Genomic DNA, 17,594 nt, shown 5'->3' on the forward strand with positions numbered 1-17,594 from the left:
ACGGAATAAAAAGCGGTCTTGTCTTATTTGTCTGCTAAATGACTATTTTTAAGACAGTTAATGAGACTTATTGAGCATGATAGCGGCCTCAACTTAAATTAACCTTAAAGCAAAATGTTCTTGAGCAAATGAGTGTAAAAATGTGCGCATTTTGCTTTCAAATCACATAATTCACTATCACCAGTACGGCGCATTTATTACACTTTGCGCGATTTTTCTATAGTTAAGAGATTGCATGCAGAACCGTTTATCTTCAGGCGTCCGTTTGGGGCGTCAGGCATTACTTTTCCCGCTCTGTCTGGTGCTTTACGAATTCTCCACTTATATCGGCAACGATATGATCCAGCCCGGAATGTTGGCGGTGGTGGCGCAATATAACGCCGGATTAGATTGGGTACCTACGTCCATGACCGCCTATCTGGCAGGCGGCATGTTTTTGCAGTGGTTGTTAGGACCGCTGTCGGACCGTATTGGTCGTCGCCCGGTAATGTTAACCGGCGTGATCTGGTTCATCGTTACCTGCCTTGCAACCCTGCTTGCACAGAATATTGAGCAATTTACCTTCCTGCGTTTTTTACAGGGGATAAGCCTGTGCTTTATTGGTGCGGTGGGTTACGCCGCCATTCAGGAATCCTTTGAAGAAGCGGTCTGCATAAAAATTACCGCGCTGATGGCAAACGTGGCGCTGATTGCGCCACTGCTGGGTCCGTTGGTAGGCGCAGCCTGGGTACATGTTCTGCCGTGGGAAGGGATGTTTATCCTGTTTGCTGCTCTGGCGGCCATCTCCTTTTTTGGTCTGCAACGCGCGATGCCGGAAACGGCAACCCGGCTTGGTGAAAAGCTGTCCATTAAAGAGCTGGGCAAGGATTATAAGCTGGTGCTGAGGAACGTGCGCTTCGTTGCAGGCGCACTGGCGTTGGGTTTTGTCAGCCTGCCGTTACTGGCGTGGATTGCGCAGTCCCCGATTATTATCATCAGTGGTGAACATCTCAGCAGCTACGAATATGGTCTGTTGCAGGTGCCGATTTTTGGCGCGTTGATTGCTGGTAACCTGGTGCTGGCGCGTCTGACTTCGCGAAAAACCGTGCGTTCGCTCATTATCATGGGCGGCTGGCCAATCGCCGTTGGCCTGATTATTGCCGCTGCGGCCACGGTGGTGTCATCCCATGCATATCTATGGATGACGGCGGGTTTGAGCATCTATGCGTTTGGCATTGGCGTGGCGAATGCGGGGCTGGTGCGCCTGACGCTGTTTGCCAGCGAAATGAGTAAGGGTACTGTTTCTGCCGCAATGGGTATGTTGCAGATGCTGATTTTTACCGTCGGTATTGAGCTGAGTAAACACGCGTATCTGCTTGGAGGGAACGGCTTGTTCAGCTTGTTCAATCTGGCAAGCGGCGTACTGTGGCTGATTTTGATGGTTATCTTCCTGAAAGATAAACGGGTAGGGAATTCCCGGGAAGGTTAAGGCCCGGTTGTCCGCAATCCAGCGCAGATAAGCATAATGACGCCGATAAATTCATCATTATGTTGATAATAGAATCACGCTGTAGGCCGGATAAGCGAAGCGCCATCCGGCGGCCTGTAGCAAATTGCCGGATGGCGGCGTAAACGCCTTATCCGGCCTACCGCTCACCAAAGATCTTAACTGACCAGTATTACGGTTGTCTGGGCCTGGCGATAACTTAGTGGTGGTCGTCAATCTGATGTTCGATAACCATCCCTTCACCGACGCTTGCCACATGTCGCGCATAAGGATGTGCGCGATAGACAGGGGCCGGAGCAGGCGCTGGAGCAACATATACCGTTTGTGGTGCGGTCGTTACGCTGACCGCCTGCGGGACGCTGACGGAAGAGGGCACTACCACCACTTTATAACCGCTGGGGACATCAACGGTAACGCTCTGTGCAAATGTTGTCCCCGCAAAGCCCAGCAACAATGTCGCCATCAGTACACTTTTCTTCATGATCCGCTCGCCTGAAATATTCACTGGAAGTAATAATCCAGCGGGTTAATTTGAGGCGGATTATGAATAGATCATGCCATCATTTTGTTGCCGTCTGTGCTGAGCCGTTAATACGTAAACGGTGCTTCATTCTTTAACACGCGATCGATAACATCCAGCACGCCCTCTTCGTTGTTCGAGCCTGCACGATATTTTGCCGCCTCGATCACCGGCTCATGGGCGTTGGCCATTGCGAAACTAAATCCCGCCTGACGCAGCATCTCAATATCATTTCCGCCATCGCCAAACACAACAACCTCGTCGTCGTTAATATTCCAGCGTTGTTGCAGCAGGCGCAGACCGTTAGCCTTATGCACGCCGGGAATTATTAAGTCGATGCTGCCGTAGCCGGTATGCACCGGTACCATAATATCGCCAATCGCCTCGTGGAGATCGGCCTGTACCTGTGGAATTCGGTCGTCGGAAATATTCAGCCCGAACTTGAAGAAAACGTCGTTAAGATTGTCAAAATTATCTACAAACTCGAGACGATGATAGTACATGGCGGAAACGTTCTTATGCTCATCGCTGTACTGTTTCAACGTATAGGCGCTGTTTTTACCACAGGCAATAATGTCGATATCGGCGCGGGTCAGCAGATGATCCACGATGGCATGGAAATCGTCTTTAGCCAGTTCGCCGTTAAAGACATCTTCTCCTTCGCTGACCACCCAACCACCATTTTCGGCGACAAATGAGATCTCATTGGCCAGTTCGGGGAAAAAGGAAATCAACTGATAATATTGGTTGCCGCTGGCGACCACAAAGCGGATCCCTTGTTCTTTCATCTGGCGGTATTGCGCCATAAAGCGCTCACGGTTATAGGTTTTTTGGTCGCTTAAAAATGTGCCGTCCATGTCGACCGCAATTAATTTGATACTCATTAGCTGTTCTCCATCACCGTGGTATTTTTGAGATCCGGTTTCGCTACCGCTTTCGCGACGACGGCGGCGACAAGCACCAGCGCCAGCACCACTAACATAGCGCTGCGCAGGCCATAGTGTTCACCCAGATAGCCCAGCAGCGGCGGTCCAACAAGGAACGCCAGGTAACCGGTGGTCGCCACGACGCTGACGCGGGTTGGGGCATCGGGGCCGGTGTCGCTGGCGGCTGAAATGGTCAGCGGGAAGCCGAGCGATGCGCCGAGTCCCCACAGAATAACGGACACACCCGCCACCCAGGAGCTGTCGACAAAAATAATCAGGCTAATCCCGAGAGCGCCCATCAGCGCACTGGCGCGCACCACCGCAACGCGGCTGTAACGGTCGATGAACCAGCCGCCGGTAAATCGTCCAACGGTCATACCCAGCGTAAAGCCGGCATAAATAAGCGAGCCTGATGTCGGGCTAAATCCATGTCCGTCCACCATTAACAGTGGAAGCCAGTCGTTGGCGGAACCTTCAGCAAATGCCATTGCCAGCACTACAACGCCGATCAGCAATAGCTGGATATCACGATAAAAAGGCAGTCCTTTTTCACCGGAGTGAGAACCGTCAGCGGCATTTTTGCCCGTGCCGTCAGGAATAGCTTTGATGGCGATGAAAATAGGTGTGATAGCAACCATTGCAGCCAAAAGAATATGCGCGGTAGCCGGGACGCTGAAGGCGGTAAGCATCATTCCAACTCCAGCCCCTGCCAACGTTCCCAGGCTGTAAAAACCGTGCATCATCGGCAGCACGGTTTTGTTCATTTCGCGCTCAACTGCCGCACCTTCGACGTTGATGGCAACTTCTGCCGCGCCAAAGCTGGCGCCAAATACGCTCAGGCCAAACGCGAAAAGCCATGCGGAATGTAGCCAGAGCGCTACGCTGAGGATCGCCATTCCGAGAACGGCACAAGACATGGTGGTGCGGATCACCTTACGCGTGCCAAATCGTTTCACCAGCCAGGCCGAACAAAGTATGCCACTCATCGAACCAATAGAGAGCCCAAACAACACCGCACCCATTTCGGCAGTGGAGATGGAGAGGATATCTCTGATGGCAGGGGTACGCGTTGCCCAGGAGGCCATTAATAATCCTGGTAAAAAGAAGAACGTGAACAGCGCCCAGGTGCGACGTCTTAAGGCTTTGCGTGATGAGATGCCAGTCATGAATTCGAGCCAAAGAAAAGAGGGAAGGAGACAACATTAGCAAGACTGTGTACATTTGTACACAAATGCAAGAAGAGGAAATGTAGTGCGACGTGCAAACGATCCGCTGCGGCGGGAAAAAATAGTTCAGGCGACTCTGGATGCAGTAATAGCTCATGGTATTCATGGGGTTACACACCGTAAAATCGCTATGATTGCCGAGGTACCACTGGGTTCTATGACCTATTACTTTTCGGGAATTGATGAGCTTTTGATGGAGGCATTTGGCCGTTTTACTGACAGGATGATGCTGCAGTATCAGGACTTTTTTGCCGATGTTAAGGATGCGTCGCAGGCTTGCCATGCCATTACCGATATGATTTACGGCTCTCAGGTCACAACGCCTGATAATATGGAGCTCATGTATCAGCTGTATGCTTTTGCCAGCCGTAAACCAGCGTTGAAAACGGTGATGCAGAACTGGATGCTACGCAGCCAACAAACGCTGGAGCAGTGGTTTGACCCGGTTACGGCGCGGGCGCTGGATGCGTTTATTGAAGGAATGACGCTGCATTTTGTCACGGACAAAAAACCGCTGCAGCGAGAAGATATCTTGCTGATGGTGGAGCGTATTGCAGGGATACCCGCGACAGTCAGCTGTGCGTAGCGCCTCCGGTAATATTCACCACCGTCGCGGTCATGGCGCTGGCATGGTCTGAAGCAAGAAAGGTCATGACCTCAGCGATTTGTGCAAGCGTAGGCAGGCGCGCGAGCATGGTACTTTGCGCCGCACCCCCTAACCATTGATCGACGGTTAAACCCATTGACTGTGCTTTGGCGGAGAAAATTTCTCCGGTATAGGAGCCAGCTGCAACAGCATCCACAATCGCATGCGAGCGCACGCCGACGACCCGGATATTTGCCGGTCCTACCTCGCTGGCGAGCGCTTTAATAAAAGCCTCTGTTCCTGCACAACCAACAATATGACCCAGATGACCAGGCATCGCCATCGGGGCCGCGGGGGCAACAACGCTGAGAATGACGCCCGCACGATTGCCGCCCATGTGCGGCGTTACGGCTTTAGCGATATTGAACTGCGCCGAGAGGAAAGGGGTGATGCCGCTCATAAACTCAGAGAGGGATAATGCGTTAATGTGTTTGCCCTGTTCGTGCATAAATCCCGTTGCGTTAACCACCACATCTATTCCACCGGTTTGCTGCGCAAGGCGGGTAACTTCCTTCGATGCGTTGTGCTCGTCGAGTACATTGGTGATAAAGGTTTCGACTGTACCACCTGCCGTTCGGATAATACTGGCCGTCCGATCAAGTTTTTCCTGGCTGCGAGCGCCCAGACATATATGGGCTCCTTCGCGCGCCATGGCCTGCGCAACCGCACTACCAATAGCCCCGCTGCCACCAAAAATTACTGCGACTTTGCCAGTAAGCAACATGACTAACCCCCATCCCCGATAAAGCACCGTTTTAAAGTATGTGCCATAACCGGCATGCTGCAAATTTGGGAGGAGTTTCAGAGGTGGAAGGCGATGAGCGCAAATTTCAGGCAACAAAAAACCCATCAACCTTGAACCAAAACGGCGGGGTTGATGGGCTCCACAAATTGGGGACATCAAAGAAAAGCAGTGGCAATAGTTATGACTGACGCCTTGAAGAAAAGTTCTGCTTACCTGCAAAAATTTTTCAATTAAGGGAAAATTTCAGCGCTAACCAAGGCCTGGCCAGACAATGACGATGAGTGTCCCCGCTAATGTCAGCAGAACGTTGGCAATCGCGTAGGTCCCTGCATAACCTAACGCAGGGATGTTGCTGCGTGCGGTGTCGCTGATGATTTCCATTGCCGGAGCACAGGTACGTGCGCCCATCATGGCACCAAACAGCAGGGCACGGTTCATGCGCAATACGTAAGCACCAAACAAGAAACAGATGACAACCGGAACCAGGCTGACTACCAGACCGGCAATCAACATTTGACCACCGACGGCACCCAGGCCATTACCAATGCCACTGCCTGCGCTTAAACCGACGCCTGCCATGAATACCATCAGGCCAAACTCTTTCACCATATTCAGCGCACCCTGTGGGATATAGCCAAATGTGGGGTGGTTGGCTCGCAGGAAGCCCAGCATGATCCCGGCGAACAGCAGTCCAGCCGCATTCCCGATGCCGAAGCTGAAATTACTGAACTGGAAGGTGATCATCCCGATCATCAGACCGATGATAAAGAAGGCGCAGAAGGCCAGCAGATCGGTCACCTGACTGTGAATGGAAATGAAGCCGATACGATCGGCAATGGTTTTCACGCGACGAGCATCACCGCTGACCTGCAACACGTCGCCTTTATTGAGTACGACGTTGTCATCAATAGGCATTTCAATCTGGCTACGGATCACGCGGTTCAGGAAACAACCATGGTCGGTCAGTTTCAACTGGGCCAGGCGACGACCAACGGCATTGTGGTTTTTCACCACAATTTCTTCAGTGACGATGCGCATATCGAGCAGATCGCGATCGAACACCTCTTTACCGTTACGGAAGCTGGGATCGAGGCGAGCATGGGCGTCCGGATAACCCACCAGGGCTATCTCATCGCCCATTTGCAACACCGCATCACCATCCGGGTTGGCCAGAATGCCGTTGCGACGGATGCGTTCAATGTAACAACCGGTCTGGCGATAAATACCCAGTTCGCGCAGATTTTTGCCATCGGCCCATGCCACTAGCTCAGGGCCAACGCGATAGGCGCGGATCACCGGGAGGTACACTTTACGATTGGCGTCGGTGTCCAGACCTCGTTCACGCGCGATTTGTTGGGCGCTGGTTTGCAGATCCTGATGCTGCAGTTTCGGCAAATAGCGCGCACCAACAATCAGGCTGACCAGACCAATCAAATAGGTGAGGGCGTAACCCAGGCTCAGGTTATCGAGAGCACTTGAAAGTTGTGTCCCTGTCATTCCTGAATGGCGCAAGGTATCACCCGCGCCGACCAGCACCGGCGTTGAGGTCATCGAGCCAGCCAGCATACCCGCCGTCAGGCCGATGTCCCAGCCAAATAGCTTACCCAGCCCCAACGCGATCAGCATTGCGCTACCGACCATCACCAGGGCAAGCATTAGATAATTTTTCCCATCGCGAAAAAAAATCGAAAAAAAGTTGGGACCGGCTTCGACGCCGACGCAAAAAATAAACAGCATAAAGCCGAGATTTAATGCATCGGTGTTAATACTAAAGTGCTGCTGACCTAATAATAGGGAGACCACTAAAACGCCAATGGAATTACCGAGTTGGACTGAACCCAGACGTAATTTGCCCAGACACAGGCCCAGAGCCAGGACCACAAATAATAACAGGATGTAATTCCCATTTAACAAATCTGCGACGTTTATATTCACGGAGACTAACTTCTTGTTTACTAGTAAGCTATTGAAAGAAATGGCAATTTACGCTAATGTTTTTGCCAGAAATTAAGGGGCGATAGCATCGTACACAGCCCCGAATAATGCAGCATAACAATATATGCGGTTAGTTTAATCTCATTACGTATCAACGGCTATAAGAATCGTGTGGGTGTGTTTTTGGCATGGAATGCCGAGTTACTTTATCTGACTGGACGCCTGCGGGCGAAAAGAGTGTTCGATAGAGAATGTGTCAGGAGGAACGATTGAAACATAAGCAAAGTTGGGCGAGTGCGGTCTGCTGCTTTGTGCTCTTTATTGTGGTGTGTCTTTCATTAACGCTGAACGTGAAAGGGGCATTCAGAGCGGCAGGGCATCCTGAGGTCGGATTGTTGTTTTTTATCTTACCTGGTGCTGCAGCAAGCTTTTTTTCCCATCGTCGGGAAGTGCTCAAACCCCTGCTTGGTGCAATGTTGGCGGCGCCGTGCTGCCTGTTACTGATGCGGTTCGTTTTTATGCCGACGCGTTCATTGTGGCAAGAGCTGGCGTGGTTGTTTAGTGCGGTGTTTTGGTGCGCACTTGGCGCATTATGTTTTTTATTTATCAGTAGCTTATTCAATCAGCATCAACGGCGGAAAAAGAACTGATGACGCCCTCAAGGTGAGGGCGTAGAAACCGCTATCAGGCGAACAGATTCATGTTCTCTTTTGCCCAAGCTTCAAAATCCGTGCAGCCGCCGATGTGTTTTTGATCGACAAAAATCTGCGGAACGGTTTCAACAGGCTTACCTACCGTCTTTTCCAGATCTGCTTTGGTAATTCCTTCAGCATGGATATCAATGTAGCGGAAGTTAAAATCGTCATGCTCACTGCTTAATTTTTCTGCTAATTCTTTTGCGCGCACGCAATACGGGCACCCTGGGCGACCAAAAATAACGGCAAACATCTCTTTCTCCTCGAACTTATCAGGCCGGATGGCAATACTGGTTATGATGCCGCGATTTGTGACGGATGGAAAGCAGGTTCAGCCTGTTGCTTTGATATCCTCAAGCTATATCTGTTAAACACGGCAAGCCGGAACGTTTTATAATGGAAGCCATTTCGCCGGGAGGCCGCGTATGCGCACAATTGGTGTATTACCCAAAAGCGTATTGATGCTGGAAATAATTGGGATGGTTTTGTTATCGCTGGCGCTGCTATCGCTTAACGATTACCTCACCTTGCCCGCACCGCTTAACAGCCCGTTAGCCTGCGTGGTGATGATATTTCTGGGCGTACTGCTGATGCTCCCTGCTGCGGTGGCGTTGATGTGGCGTGTTGCTCAACTGCTGGCACCGCAACTGATGTCTCGCGCACCCGGTGATTCAACTGATTCAGACAGAGACAAAAGAGATGACTCCAACCATTGATTTACTCCGCAGCCACCGTTCTATTCGCCATTTTACTGATGATGCCATTTCGGATGCACAGCGTGAGGCGATTATTGCCGCCGCTCAGGGAACGTCAAGCTCCAGTTTTCTACAGTGCACGACGATCGTTCGCATAACGGATAAATCCCTGCGCGAATCGCTGGCCACCTTATCTGGCGGCCAAAAGCATGTGGCGCAGGCCGCTGAGTTCTGGGTGTTTTGCGCTGATTTTAATCGTCATTTGCAGATTTGCCCTGACGCGCAACTTGGGCTGGCGGAACAGCTGCTGCTTGGCGTGGTTGATACTGCAATGATGGCGCAAAATGCATTGACGGCGGCAGAGTCGCTGGGACTTGGCGGCGTGTTTATTGGCGGTTTGCGTAACAATATTGAGCCGGTCACCGAACTGCTGAAGCTTCCGCAACATGTTCTGCCGCTCTTTGGATTGTGCCTCGGCTGGCCTGCGGATAACCCGGATATCAAGCCGCGCCTGCCCGCGTCGCTTGTGGTGCATGAAAACCAATACCAGCCACTCAACAGTGATGTGTTGGCGCAATATGATGAGCAGCTCGCGCAGTACTATCTGACCCGAGGCAGCAATACCCGCCGCGACACCTGGAGCGATCATATTCGCCGTACCATCATTAAAGAAAGTCGCCCCTTTATCCTGGAATATTTGCATAAACAGGGATGGGCCACGCGCTAAAGATTTTAACCCAGTGTATGATACGCCAGCTTTTACCAGGTCATTCAGAGAGGTGCAGGGTGAAAATTGCCATTTTGTCCCGGGACGGAACGCTCTATTCTTGTAAACGCCTGCGTGAAGCGGCGATGCAGCGCGGTCACCTGGTTGAAGTTATCGATCCCCTTTCTTGCTATATGAACATCAGCCCGGCGGCATCCTCTATTCATTACAAGGGCCGTCAGCTTCCCCATTTCGACGCGGTGATCCCGCGGATTGGTTCCGCGATTACCTTTTATGGGACCGCGGCGCTGCGCCAGTTTGAGATGCTGGGTAGCTATCCGTTGAATGAATCGGTAGCGATTACGCGAGCGCGCGATAAGCTGCGTTCGCTACAGCTGCTGGCGCGTCAGGGAATTGATTTACCCATCACAGGAATTGCTCACTCTCCGGACGATACCAGCGACATGATTGACATGGTTGGCGGTGCGCCGTTGGTGGTGAAACTGGTTGAAGGCACCCAGGGGATTGGCGTGGTGCTGGCGGAAACGCGGCAGGCTGCAGAAAGCGTGGTAGATGCGTTTCGTGGGGTGAATGCCCATATCCTGGTTCAGGAATATATCAAAGAAGCGAAGGGTCGCGATATCCGCTGTTTCGTGGTGGGCGATGAAGTAGTGGCCGCCATTGAACGACGGGCTAAAGAGGGCGATTTTCGTTCTAATCTCCATCGCGGTGGTGTGGCGACTATTGCGAGTATCACGCCGCGCGAAAGAGAAATTGCGCTCAAAGCCGCCCGGACGATGGGCCTGGACGTTGCAGGCGTTGATATTCTGCGCGCTGATCGAGGGCCACTGGTCATGGAGGTTAACGCGTCTCCGGGGCTGGAAGGCGTGGAGAAAACCACTGGAATAGACATTGCCGCGAAAATGATCCAGTGGATCGAGCGCCATGCTACTCCTGAATTTTGTCTTAAAATCGGCGGCTAAGCGCAATATCGATTGCGATCGTGGTATGACACGCTCTTTTTGCGTAAGCTGTGCCGGTATTTTTTTCATCAATAGAGGTCGCACATTATTATGACATCACTGGTCGTTCCCACTCTGGATACGTTGCGTCAATGGCTCGACGACCTGGGCATGAGTTTTTTTGAATGCGATACCTGTCAGGCGCTGCACTTGCCACACATGCAGAATTTTGACGGCATCTTTGATGCAAAAGTTGATTTGGTTGATAACGTCATTCTGTTTTCTGCGATGGCGGAAGTCAGACCTTCTGCATTGCTGCCACTGGCAGCCGATCTGTCTGCGATCAATGCCAGTTCACTGACTGTGAAAGCGTTTCTGGATATGCAGGATGATAATCTGCCAAAGCTGGTGGTTTGCCAGTCTTTATCCGTTACGCCGGGCGTAACGTTTGAGCAGTTTGAATGTTTTGTTCGCCAGAGCGAAGAGCAAATATCGATGGTGATCCTCGAAGCCGGAGCGCATCAGCTGTTATTTAATGCTGAAGAAGATGCGCAAAACAGCACCGCTGAAATTCATTTCCTCCATTAATTCTTCCTGAATCTGGACATATATTGCGCAGCCGCTGCCAGAGCGGTTGCGTATTGCCTGTTTTTATTCTGCATTTAACCTTTCATTAAAGAATTATTCACCTCGATTCAGCGCCTTCCGCTTTATGTCATAGACAATTCCTGCATAAAAAATTGATAAAAGACGTTTTTTAATCTGGGCTATATCCACAATTCCTGGCTAAAGTTATTCTTGCGAAGCTTACCAACGTCATCATTTAAACAACCCCTTGTGACCTGACCTGTGGCCACAATGTGTGTTGAATGCATCGGCGGATGCCAGCGAGCAACAGCGGCATGAGGAGAGGTCTCTCTTTTCATCGGTGCCGCATGAAAGAATATGCACGTTTCTTGCATATCATTAGAGTGTGACATTTTTGTTCGTTTGTTAACGAACTTTCAGAAGGAAAGAGATTATGACCGCCTTAAATAAAAAATGGTTATCAGGCCTGGTTGCGGGTGCTCTGATGGCCATCTCTGCCGGCACGCTCGCTGCTGAACAAAAAACGCTGCATATATATAACTGGTCTGATTATATTGCCCCGGACACGGTGGCTAATTTTGAAAAAGAGACCGGAATTAAAGTTATCTATGACGTATTTGATTCCAATGAAGTACTGGAAGGTAAGCTCATGGCTGGCAGTACCGGCTTTGACCTTGTCGTTCCTTCTGCCAGCTTCCTTGAGCGTCAACTGACTGCGGGCGTATTCCAGCCGCTTGATAAGAGCAAATTGCCGGGCTGGAAAAATCTTGATCCTGAACTGCTGAAGTTGGTGGGTAAACACGATCCGGACAACAAGTTCGCGATGCCGTATATGTGGGCTACGACCGGTATTGGCTATAACGTGGATAAAGTCAAAGCGGTGCTTGGGCCGGATGCGCCGGTTGATAGCTGGGATTTGATCCTCAAGCCAGAAAATCTGGAAAAACTCAAAAGCTGCGGCGTCTCTTTCCTCGATGCGCCCGAAGAGGTGTTTGCCACGGTGCTGAACTATTTGGGTAAAGACCCAAACAGTACCAAAGCGGATGATTACACCGGACCGGCAACCGATCTGCTGTTGAAGCTGCGCCCAAATATTCGCTACTTCCACTCCTCGCAATATATTAACGACCTGGCAAACGGTGATACCTGCGTCGCGATTGGCTGGGCAGGGGACGTATGGCAAGCGGCAAACCGTGCGAAAGAAGCGAAAAATGGCGTCAATATCTCCTTCTCAATTCCTAAAGAAGGTGCAATGGCGTTCTTTGACGTATTCGCGATGCCTGCCGATGCGAAAAACAAAGATGAAGCCTATCAGTTCCTCAATTACCTGCTGCGCCCTGATGTGATTGCGCATATTTCTGACCACGTGTTCTATGCCAATGCCAACAAAGAAGCGACAGCACTGGTCAGCCAGGAAGTTCGTGACAACCCGGGCATTTACCCGCCTGCGGATGTTCGCGCCAAGCTGTTCACACTGAAAGTACAGGATCCGAAGATCGATCGTGTACGTACCCGCGCATGGACGAAGGTAAAAAGCGGGAAATAAACCGATGTTTGGGACATGACCCGGCAGGATTTTTGCCTGCCGGGCAGCGTTGAGCCCGGACACATATAACCCGGCAATACGCACCGTTATGGTGCGTTATTTGCACCGTTTCTTTGTTTTATGCCGGAGAGCACCTGAGTGAATGATGCAACCCCACGCCCACAAGCGAAAATCCGCAAAGCGCTGACCCCGCTGCTTGAAATTCGCAATCTGACCAAGTCATTTGACGGTCAGCACGCCGTTGATGACGTCAATCTTACTATCTACAAAGGTGAAATATTTGCTCTGCTCGGCGCGTCCGGCTGTGGCAAATCGACTCTGCTACGGATGCTGGCGGGATTTGAACTGCCGACTACTGGGCAAATCATGCTTGATGGCGTCGATTTAGCGCATGTCCCGCCTTATCTGCGTCCGATTAATATGATGTTTCAGTCCTACGCTTTGTTTCCGCACATGACTGTCGAGCAGAACATTGCCTTTGGCCTCAAGCAGGACAAACTGCCGAAGGCTGAAATCGCCAGTCGGGTGAATGAGATGCTGGGACTCGTGCATATGCAGGAGTTCGCCAAACGCAAGCCACATCAGCTTTCTGGCGGCCAGCGTCAGCGCGTGGCACTGGCGCGCAGCCTGGCAAAACGTCCGAAACTGCTGCTGCTGGATGAGCCAATGGGGGCGCTGGATAAAAAACTCCGAGACCGCATGCAACTGGAAGTAGTGGATATCCTTGAACGCGTCGGCGTGACCTGCGTGATGGTGACACACGATCAGGAAGAAGCCATGACGATGGCGGGCCGTATTGCGATCATGAACCGTGGCAAATTTGTTCAGATTGGCGAGCCTGAAGAGATCTATGAGCATCCGACTACGCGTTACAGCGCAGAGTTTATCGGTTCGGTAAACGTTTTTGAGGGACTGCTAAAAGAACGCCAGGAAGACGGTCTGGTGATTGAGTCTCCTGGTCTGGTGCATCCGCTGAAAGTGGACGCCGATGCTTCTGTTGTCGATAACGTCCCGGTGTATGTTGCGCTACGTCCGGAAAAAATCATGCTCTGCGAAGCCCCTCCGCCAGAGGGTTATAACTTCGCGGTAGGCGAAGTGGTGCACATTGCCTATCTGGGGGATTTGTCGGTGTACCACGTACGTTTGAAAAGCGGCCAGATGTTGAGCGCCCAGCTACAAAATGAACATCGTTATCGTAAAGGGTTACCAACCTGGGGTGACGAGGTCCGTTTATGTTGGGATGCGGACAGTTGTGTGGTGTTGACGGTTTAAGGAGCGAAGATGAGTACACTTGAACCTCCGGCACGCGTAGATAAAGCGGGGCGATTCACGCTGTTTATGTCGCGGCTGCAAATGAAGCACGGGCGCAAGCTGGTGATCGCGCTGCCGTATGTGTGGCTATTGCTCCTGTTCCTGCTGCCGTTTCTGATCGTCTTCAAAATCAGTTTGGCTGAAATGGCGCGCGCTATTCCGCCGTATACCGACCTCGTTTCATGGGCTGATGGTCAGCTCTCCATCACGCTCAACTTAGGCAATTTCCTGCAACTGACGGACGATCCGCTCTATTTTGATGCGTACCTGCAATCGTTGCAGGTGGCGGGAGTTTCGACTGTCTGTTGCCTGCTGTTGGGATACCCGCTGGCATGGGCGGTCGCGCACAGCAAGCCCTCGACGCGCAATATTCTGTTGCTGCTGGTGATCCTGCCGTCCTGGACCTCGTTTTTAATTCGCGTATATGCCTGGATGGGGATCCTCAAAAACAACGGCGTGCTGAACAACTTCCTGATGTGGCTGGGTGTCATCGACCAACCGTTGACGATTTTGCACACCAATCTGGCGGTCTACATCGGTATTGTTTACGCCTATTTGCCCTTTATGGTGCTGCCGATTTATACCGCGCTGACCCGTATCGATTACTCGCTGGTGGAAGCTGCGCTGGATTTAGGTGCCCGGCCGCTGAAGACCTTCTTTAGCGTGATTGTGCCGTTGACCAAGGGCGGTATTATCGCCGGGTCAATGCTGGTATTTATTCCGGCTGTTGGCGAGTTTGTGATCCCGGAACTGTTGGGCGGACCGGATAGCATCATGATTGGCCGTGTGCTTTGGCAAGAGTTTTTCAATAACCGCGACTGGCCGGTGGCTTCTGCTGTCGCCATTATTATGCTGCTGTTACTGATTGTGCCAATCATGTGGTTCCATAAATATCAGCAAAAAAGTGTGGGGGAACACGGATGAATAACTTACCGGTCGTTCGCTCGCCGTGGCGTATTTTTATCCTGGTAGTGGGCTTTACCTTCCTGTATGCGCCGATGCTAATGCTGGTTATCTATTCGTTTAACAGCTCGAAGCTGGTGACGGTATGGGCGGGTTGGTCAACCCGTTGGTATGGTGAGCTTTTCCACGATAGCGCGATGATAAGCGCCGTCGGCATGAGCTTAACGATTGCTGCGGGTGCTGCGACGATGGCGGCAATCCTTGGCACCATCGCCGCCGTGGTAATGGTGCGCTTTGGTCGTTTTCGTGGTTCGAATGGTTTCGCCTTTATGATCACCGCGCCGCTGGTCATGCCGGATGTTATTACCGGTTTGTCGCTGCTGCTGCTGTTTGTTGCGTTGGCTCACGCCATCGGCTGGCCGGCGGATCGCGGCATGCTGACCATCTGGCTGGCGCACGTCACTTTCTGTACGGCATATGTGGCGGTGGTGATTTCTTCACGCTTGCGCGAACTGGATCACTCCATTGAGGAAGCGGCGATGGATCTCGGCGCCACGCCGCTGAAGGTCTTTTTCGTCATCACCCTGCCGATGATTATGCCGGCGGTGATTTCCGGTTGGCTATTAGCCTTCACGCTGTCACTCGATGATCTGGTTATTGCCAGCTTTGTCTCTGGTCCTGGCGCCACAACGTTACCGATGCTGGTGTTCTCCAGCGTACGTATGGGGGTGAACCCGGAGATCAACGCCCTGGCGACACTGATCCTTGGTGTGGTAGGAATTATCGGATTTATCGCGTGGTATCTGATGGCGCGAACAGAAAAACAACGGATCCGCGATATCCAACGTGCAAGACGCGGCTGAAAAAACTAAAATCTGCCAACCTGTCTATACGGCGCAGCTGTGGTGGTTGCGCCGTTTTCATGGAAGACGACGCGTTGGGATTTTTTAAGAAATCATCCACATCACATGCTCGCTTAAACGTCCCTGCTTTGGTGCAGGTGGCGGCGCTGGCTATTATCATGATCCGCTGTCTCGATCTGTTGATGATTTTTAATACGCTTGGGTTTCGTGGAACCAGTGAGTTTATTCATCGCAGTGTGCAGACCTGGAATTTGACGCTGGTGTTTCTGGGCAGTCTGGTGCTGCTATTTATCGAAATTTACTGCGCATTTTCGCTGGTAAAAGGACGGAACTGGGCACGCTGGATCTATCTGTTGACCCAGATTATCGCCAGCGTCTATCTGTGGGCGGCTTCGCTGGGCTACGGATATCCAGAACTGTTCAGCATTGCGGGGGAGTCCAGACGCGAAATCCTGCATACGCTGGTGATGCAAAAACTGCCGGATATGCTGGTATTGCTGCTGCTGTTTGTTCCTGCGTCCAGCAGGCGGTTCTTCCGTTTGCAATAACGTGTATAATCTTGGCCCCCGGTTAATTTGTAGGTCTTTGTATGCAGTGCGCACTATATGACGCCGAACGCTGCCGCTCCTGTCAGTGGATAACACAGCCTGTCGCCGATCAACTCTTCGAAAAAACAGCCGATCTGCAGAATCTGCTGGCCGAGTATCCGGTCGGAGAATGGTGCGCGCCGGTCAGTGGTCCGGAAAGCGCGTTTCGTAATAAAGCCAAAATGGTAGTCAGCGGCAGCGTGGAAAAACCGCTGCTGGGAATGCTGCATCGTGACGGTACGCCTGAGGACTTGTGCGACTGTCCGCTCTATCCTGAGTCTTTTGCGCCTGTATTTTCCGCGCTTAAGCCGTTTATCGCTCGGGCGGGGCTGACGCCCTATAACGTGGCGCGCAAACGCGGGGAGCTGAAATATCTGCTGTTAACGGAAAGCCGATACGACGGCGGTATGATGCTGCGTTTTGTCCTGCGTTCTGACGCAAAAATGGCACAACTGCGCGCGGCACTACCCTGGCTGCAGGCACAACTCCCACAGTTAAAAGTGATCACTGCCAATATTCAGCCGGTGCATATGGCGATTATGGAAGGGGAGACAGAAATCTTCCTGACGGAACAACAGGCGCTGGCGGAACGCTTTAACGATGTGCCGTTGTGGATCCGCCCGCAGAGTTTCTTCCAGACCAATCCGGTGGTAGCGGGGCAGTTATATGCCACGGCGCGTGACTGGGTGCGTCAGCTTCCGGTTAATCACATGTGGGATTTGTTTTGCGGCGTCGGGGGTTTTGGTCTGCACTGTGCTACACCGCAAATGAAACTGACGGGGATTGAAATCGCGCCAGAAGCGATTACCTGTGCGAAGCAGTCAGCGCAGGAGCTTGGGTTGCAGAATCTGCATTTTCAGGCGCTGGATTCAACCCAGTTTGCTACCGCTCAGGGCGAAGTACCTGACCTGGTGCTGGTGAATCCGCCGCGTCGCGGGATTGGAAAGCCGCTGTGCGATTTTCTCTCCCGCATGGCACCGCGTTATATCGTTTATTCCAGCTGTAATGCGCAAACTATGGCGAAGGATATTCGTGAGTTGCCCGGGTATCGCATTGAACGCGTCCAACTTTTCGATATGTTCCCACACACCGCGCACTATGAAGTGCTAACGCTGCTCAGCCGACAATAACTGCCATGCCTGATGGCGCTTCGCTTATCAGGCCTACAGAGATATGCAGGGCTGTAGCAATGTAGGCTGGATAAGGCGCTTGCGCCGCATCCGGCAAATGCAACATGCGAAAAAAAAAGCCCGT

General features: G+C 51.8%; 19 protein-coding genes. 13 read left to right on the plus strand and 6 right to left on the minus strand.

Going from position 1 to position 17,594, the window contains the following annotated elements; all coding sequences use genetic code 11:
• The first annotated feature begins 235 nt into the window (after positions 1–235).
• On the plus strand, positions 236–1,468 hold the full coding sequence (locus OGY68_RS08730; protein WP_008784235.1) for an MFS transporter: 1,233 nt from the start codon (positions 236–238) through the stop codon (positions 1,466–1,468).
• A gap of 217 nt (positions 1,469–1,685) precedes the next feature.
• On the opposite strand, the gene OGY68_RS08735 is transcribed toward OGY68_RS08730, so the two are convergent.
• The 3 genes from OGY68_RS08735 to OGY68_RS08745 form a co-directional block, all read right to left on the minus strand.
• A complete protein-coding gene (locus OGY68_RS08735; protein ID WP_003831642.1) occupies positions 1,686–1,967 on the minus strand; it encodes a hypothetical protein in 282 nt (93 codons plus the stop codon).
• A 107-nt stretch (positions 1,968–2,074) separates the two neighbouring features.
• Positions 2,075–2,890, minus strand: coding sequence for a Cof-type HAD-IIB family hydrolase (locus OGY68_RS08740; RefSeq protein ID WP_057067996.1), 816 nt, complete (start codon positions 2,888–2,890; stop codon positions 2,075–2,077).
• Positions 2,890–4,098: an MFS transporter gene (locus tag OGY68_RS08745; protein WP_008784238.1), complete on the minus strand. Its 1,209-nt coding sequence runs from the start codon at positions 4,096–4,098 to the stop codon at positions 2,890–2,892. Before OGY68_RS08745 ends, OGY68_RS08740 begins: the two co-directional genes overlap by 1 nt.
• Before the next feature lie 85 nt (positions 4,099–4,183).
• Here OGY68_RS08745 and OGY68_RS08750 point away from each other — a divergent pair, with 85 nt between their 5' ends.
• Positions 4,184–4,744 (plus strand): TetR/AcrR family transcriptional regulator, encoded by a 561-nt coding sequence (locus tag OGY68_RS08750; RefSeq protein WP_057067998.1) that lies wholly within the window; start codon positions 4,184–4,186, stop codon positions 4,742–4,744.
• Here OGY68_RS08750 and OGY68_RS08755 read toward each other — a convergent pair.
• Together OGY68_RS08755 and OGY68_RS08760 are read right to left on the minus strand one after the other, a co-directional pair.
• Positions 4,731–5,528: an SDR family NAD(P)-dependent oxidoreductase gene (locus tag OGY68_RS08755; protein ID WP_235124430.1), complete on the minus strand. Its 798-nt coding sequence runs from the start codon at positions 5,526–5,528 to the stop codon at positions 4,731–4,733. The genes OGY68_RS08750 and OGY68_RS08755 overlap by 14 nt on opposite strands.
• 270 nt (positions 5,529–5,798) lie before the next feature.
• Positions 5,799–7,484, minus strand: coding sequence for an aspartate:alanine antiporter (locus OGY68_RS08760; RefSeq protein ID WP_003831652.1), 1,686 nt, complete (start codon positions 7,482–7,484; stop codon positions 5,799–5,801).
• A gap of 269 nt (positions 7,485–7,753) precedes the next feature.
• Here OGY68_RS08760 and OGY68_RS08765 point away from each other — a divergent pair, with 269 nt between their 5' ends.
• Positions 7,754–8,134, plus strand: a complete 381-nt coding sequence (locus OGY68_RS08765) for an inner membrane protein YbjM (protein WP_003035356.1) — start codon at positions 7,754–7,756, stop codon at positions 8,132–8,134.
• Positions 8,135–8,168: 34 nt separating this feature from the next.
• On the opposite strand, the gene OGY68_RS08770 is transcribed toward OGY68_RS08765, so the two are convergent.
• Positions 8,169–8,432 (minus strand): GrxA family glutaredoxin, encoded by a 264-nt coding sequence (locus OGY68_RS08770; protein WP_003035358.1) that lies wholly within the window; start codon positions 8,430–8,432, stop codon positions 8,169–8,171.
• A 172-nt stretch (positions 8,433–8,604) separates the two neighbouring features.
• On the opposite strand from OGY68_RS08770, the gene OGY68_RS08775 reads away from it, so the two are divergent.
• The 10 genes from OGY68_RS08775 to rlmC all read left to right on the plus strand — a co-directional run bounded on the left by OGY68_RS08775 (position 8,605) and on the right by rlmC (position 17,470).
• On the plus strand, positions 8,605–8,895 hold the full coding sequence (locus OGY68_RS08775) for a DUF1418 family protein (RefSeq protein WP_008784242.1): 291 nt from the start codon (positions 8,605–8,607) through the stop codon (positions 8,893–8,895).
• On the plus strand, positions 8,879–9,601 hold the full coding sequence (gene nfsA, locus OGY68_RS08780) for a nitroreductase NfsA (protein ID WP_008784243.1): 723 nt from the start codon (positions 8,879–8,881) through the stop codon (positions 9,599–9,601). Before OGY68_RS08775 ends, nfsA begins: the two co-directional genes overlap by 17 nt.
• Before the next feature lie 59 nt (positions 9,602–9,660).
• Positions 9,661–10,563, plus strand: coding sequence for a 30S ribosomal protein S6--L-glutamate ligase (gene rimK, locus OGY68_RS08785; protein WP_003831660.1), 903 nt, complete (start codon positions 9,661–9,663; stop codon positions 10,561–10,563).
• 90 nt (positions 10,564–10,653) lie between these two features.
• Positions 10,654–11,130, plus strand: coding sequence for a type III secretion system chaperone family protein (locus OGY68_RS08790; protein ID WP_003831662.1), 477 nt, complete (start codon positions 10,654–10,656; stop codon positions 11,128–11,130).
• 433 nt (positions 11,131–11,563) lie between these two features.
• Positions 11,564–12,676, plus strand: a complete 1,113-nt coding sequence (potF, locus tag OGY68_RS08795; protein ID WP_043015732.1) for a spermidine/putrescine ABC transporter substrate-binding protein PotF — start codon at positions 11,564–11,566, stop codon at positions 12,674–12,676.
• Between the two features lie 138 nt (positions 12,677–12,814).
• Positions 12,815–13,948: a putrescine ABC transporter ATP-binding subunit PotG gene (gene potG / locus OGY68_RS08800; protein WP_003831665.1), complete on the plus strand. Its 1,134-nt coding sequence runs from the start codon at positions 12,815–12,817 to the stop codon at positions 13,946–13,948.
• Positions 13,949–13,957: 9 nt separating this feature from the next.
• The gene (gene potH / locus OGY68_RS08805) at positions 13,958–14,911 is read left to right on the plus strand and encodes a putrescine ABC transporter permease PotH (protein WP_043015734.1); all 954 of its coding nucleotides are present in this window, start codon (positions 13,958–13,960) and stop codon (positions 14,909–14,911) included.
• Positions 14,908–15,753, plus strand: coding sequence for a putrescine ABC transporter permease PotI (gene potI / locus OGY68_RS08810; RefSeq protein ID WP_008784246.1), 846 nt, complete (start codon positions 14,908–14,910; stop codon positions 15,751–15,753). Before potH ends, potI begins: the two co-directional genes overlap by 4 nt.
• Before the next feature lie 59 nt (positions 15,754–15,812).
• Complete coding sequence (locus tag OGY68_RS08815) at positions 15,813–16,301, plus strand: YbjO family protein (RefSeq protein ID WP_003035378.1); 489 nt, start codon at positions 15,813–15,815, stop codon at positions 16,299–16,301.
• 41 nt (positions 16,302–16,342) lie between these two features.
• Entirely contained in the window at positions 16,343–17,470 is a 1,128-nt protein-coding gene (gene rlmC, locus OGY68_RS08820) for a 23S rRNA (uracil(747)-C(5))-methyltransferase RlmC (protein WP_008784247.1), read from the plus strand.
• Positions 17,471–17,594: the final 124 nt, after the last annotated feature.

The organism is Citrobacter sp. Cpo065, assembly GCF_030332805.1.
Lineage (GTDB): Bacteria > Pseudomonadota > Gammaproteobacteria > Enterobacterales > Enterobacteriaceae > Citrobacter > Citrobacter portucalensis.

Excerpts from the sequence above, each read along its gene's own strand:
- OGY68_RS08730 (WP_008784235.1), top strand. The coding sequence starts at position 236 with ATGCAGAACCGTTTATCTTCAGGCGTCCGTTTGGGGCGTCAGGCATTA.
- OGY68_RS08735 (WP_003831642.1), bottom strand. The coding sequence starts at position 1,967 with ATGAAGAAAAGTGTACTGATGGCGACATTGTTGCTGGGCTTTGCGGGG.
- OGY68_RS08740 (WP_057067996.1), bottom strand. The coding sequence starts at position 2,890 with ATGAGTATCAAATTAATTGCGGTCGACATGGACGGCACATTTTTAAGC.
- OGY68_RS08745 (WP_008784238.1), bottom strand. The coding sequence starts at position 4,098 with ATGACTGGCATCTCATCACGCAAAGCCTTAAGACGTCGCACCTGGGCG.
- OGY68_RS08755 (WP_235124430.1), bottom strand. The coding sequence starts at position 5,528 with ATGTTGCTTACTGGCAAAGTCGCAGTAATTTTTGGTGGCAGCGGGGCT.
- OGY68_RS08770 (WP_003035358.1), bottom strand. The coding sequence starts at position 8,432 with ATGTTTGCCGTTATTTTTGGTCGCCCAGGGTGCCCGTATTGCGTGCGC.
- OGY68_RS08775 (WP_008784242.1), top strand. The coding sequence starts at position 8,605 with ATGCGCACAATTGGTGTATTACCCAAAAGCGTATTGATGCTGGAAATA.
- nfsA (WP_008784243.1), top strand. The coding sequence starts at position 8,879 with ATGACTCCAACCATTGATTTACTCCGCAGCCACCGTTCTATTCGCCAT.
- OGY68_RS08790 (WP_003831662.1), top strand. The coding sequence starts at position 10,654 with ATGACATCACTGGTCGTTCCCACTCTGGATACGTTGCGTCAATGGCTC.
- potF (WP_043015732.1), top strand. The coding sequence starts at position 11,564 with ATGACCGCCTTAAATAAAAAATGGTTATCAGGCCTGGTTGCGGGTGCT.
- potH (WP_043015734.1), top strand. The coding sequence starts at position 13,958 with ATGAGTACACTTGAACCTCCGGCACGCGTAGATAAAGCGGGGCGATTC.
- potI (WP_008784246.1), top strand. The coding sequence starts at position 14,908 with ATGAATAACTTACCGGTCGTTCGCTCGCCGTGGCGTATTTTTATCCTG.
- OGY68_RS08815 (WP_003035378.1), top strand. The coding sequence starts at position 15,813 with ATGGAAGACGACGCGTTGGGATTTTTTAAGAAATCATCCACATCACAT.
- rlmC (WP_008784247.1), top strand. The coding sequence starts at position 16,343 with ATGCAGTGCGCACTATATGACGCCGAACGCTGCCGCTCCTGTCAGTGG.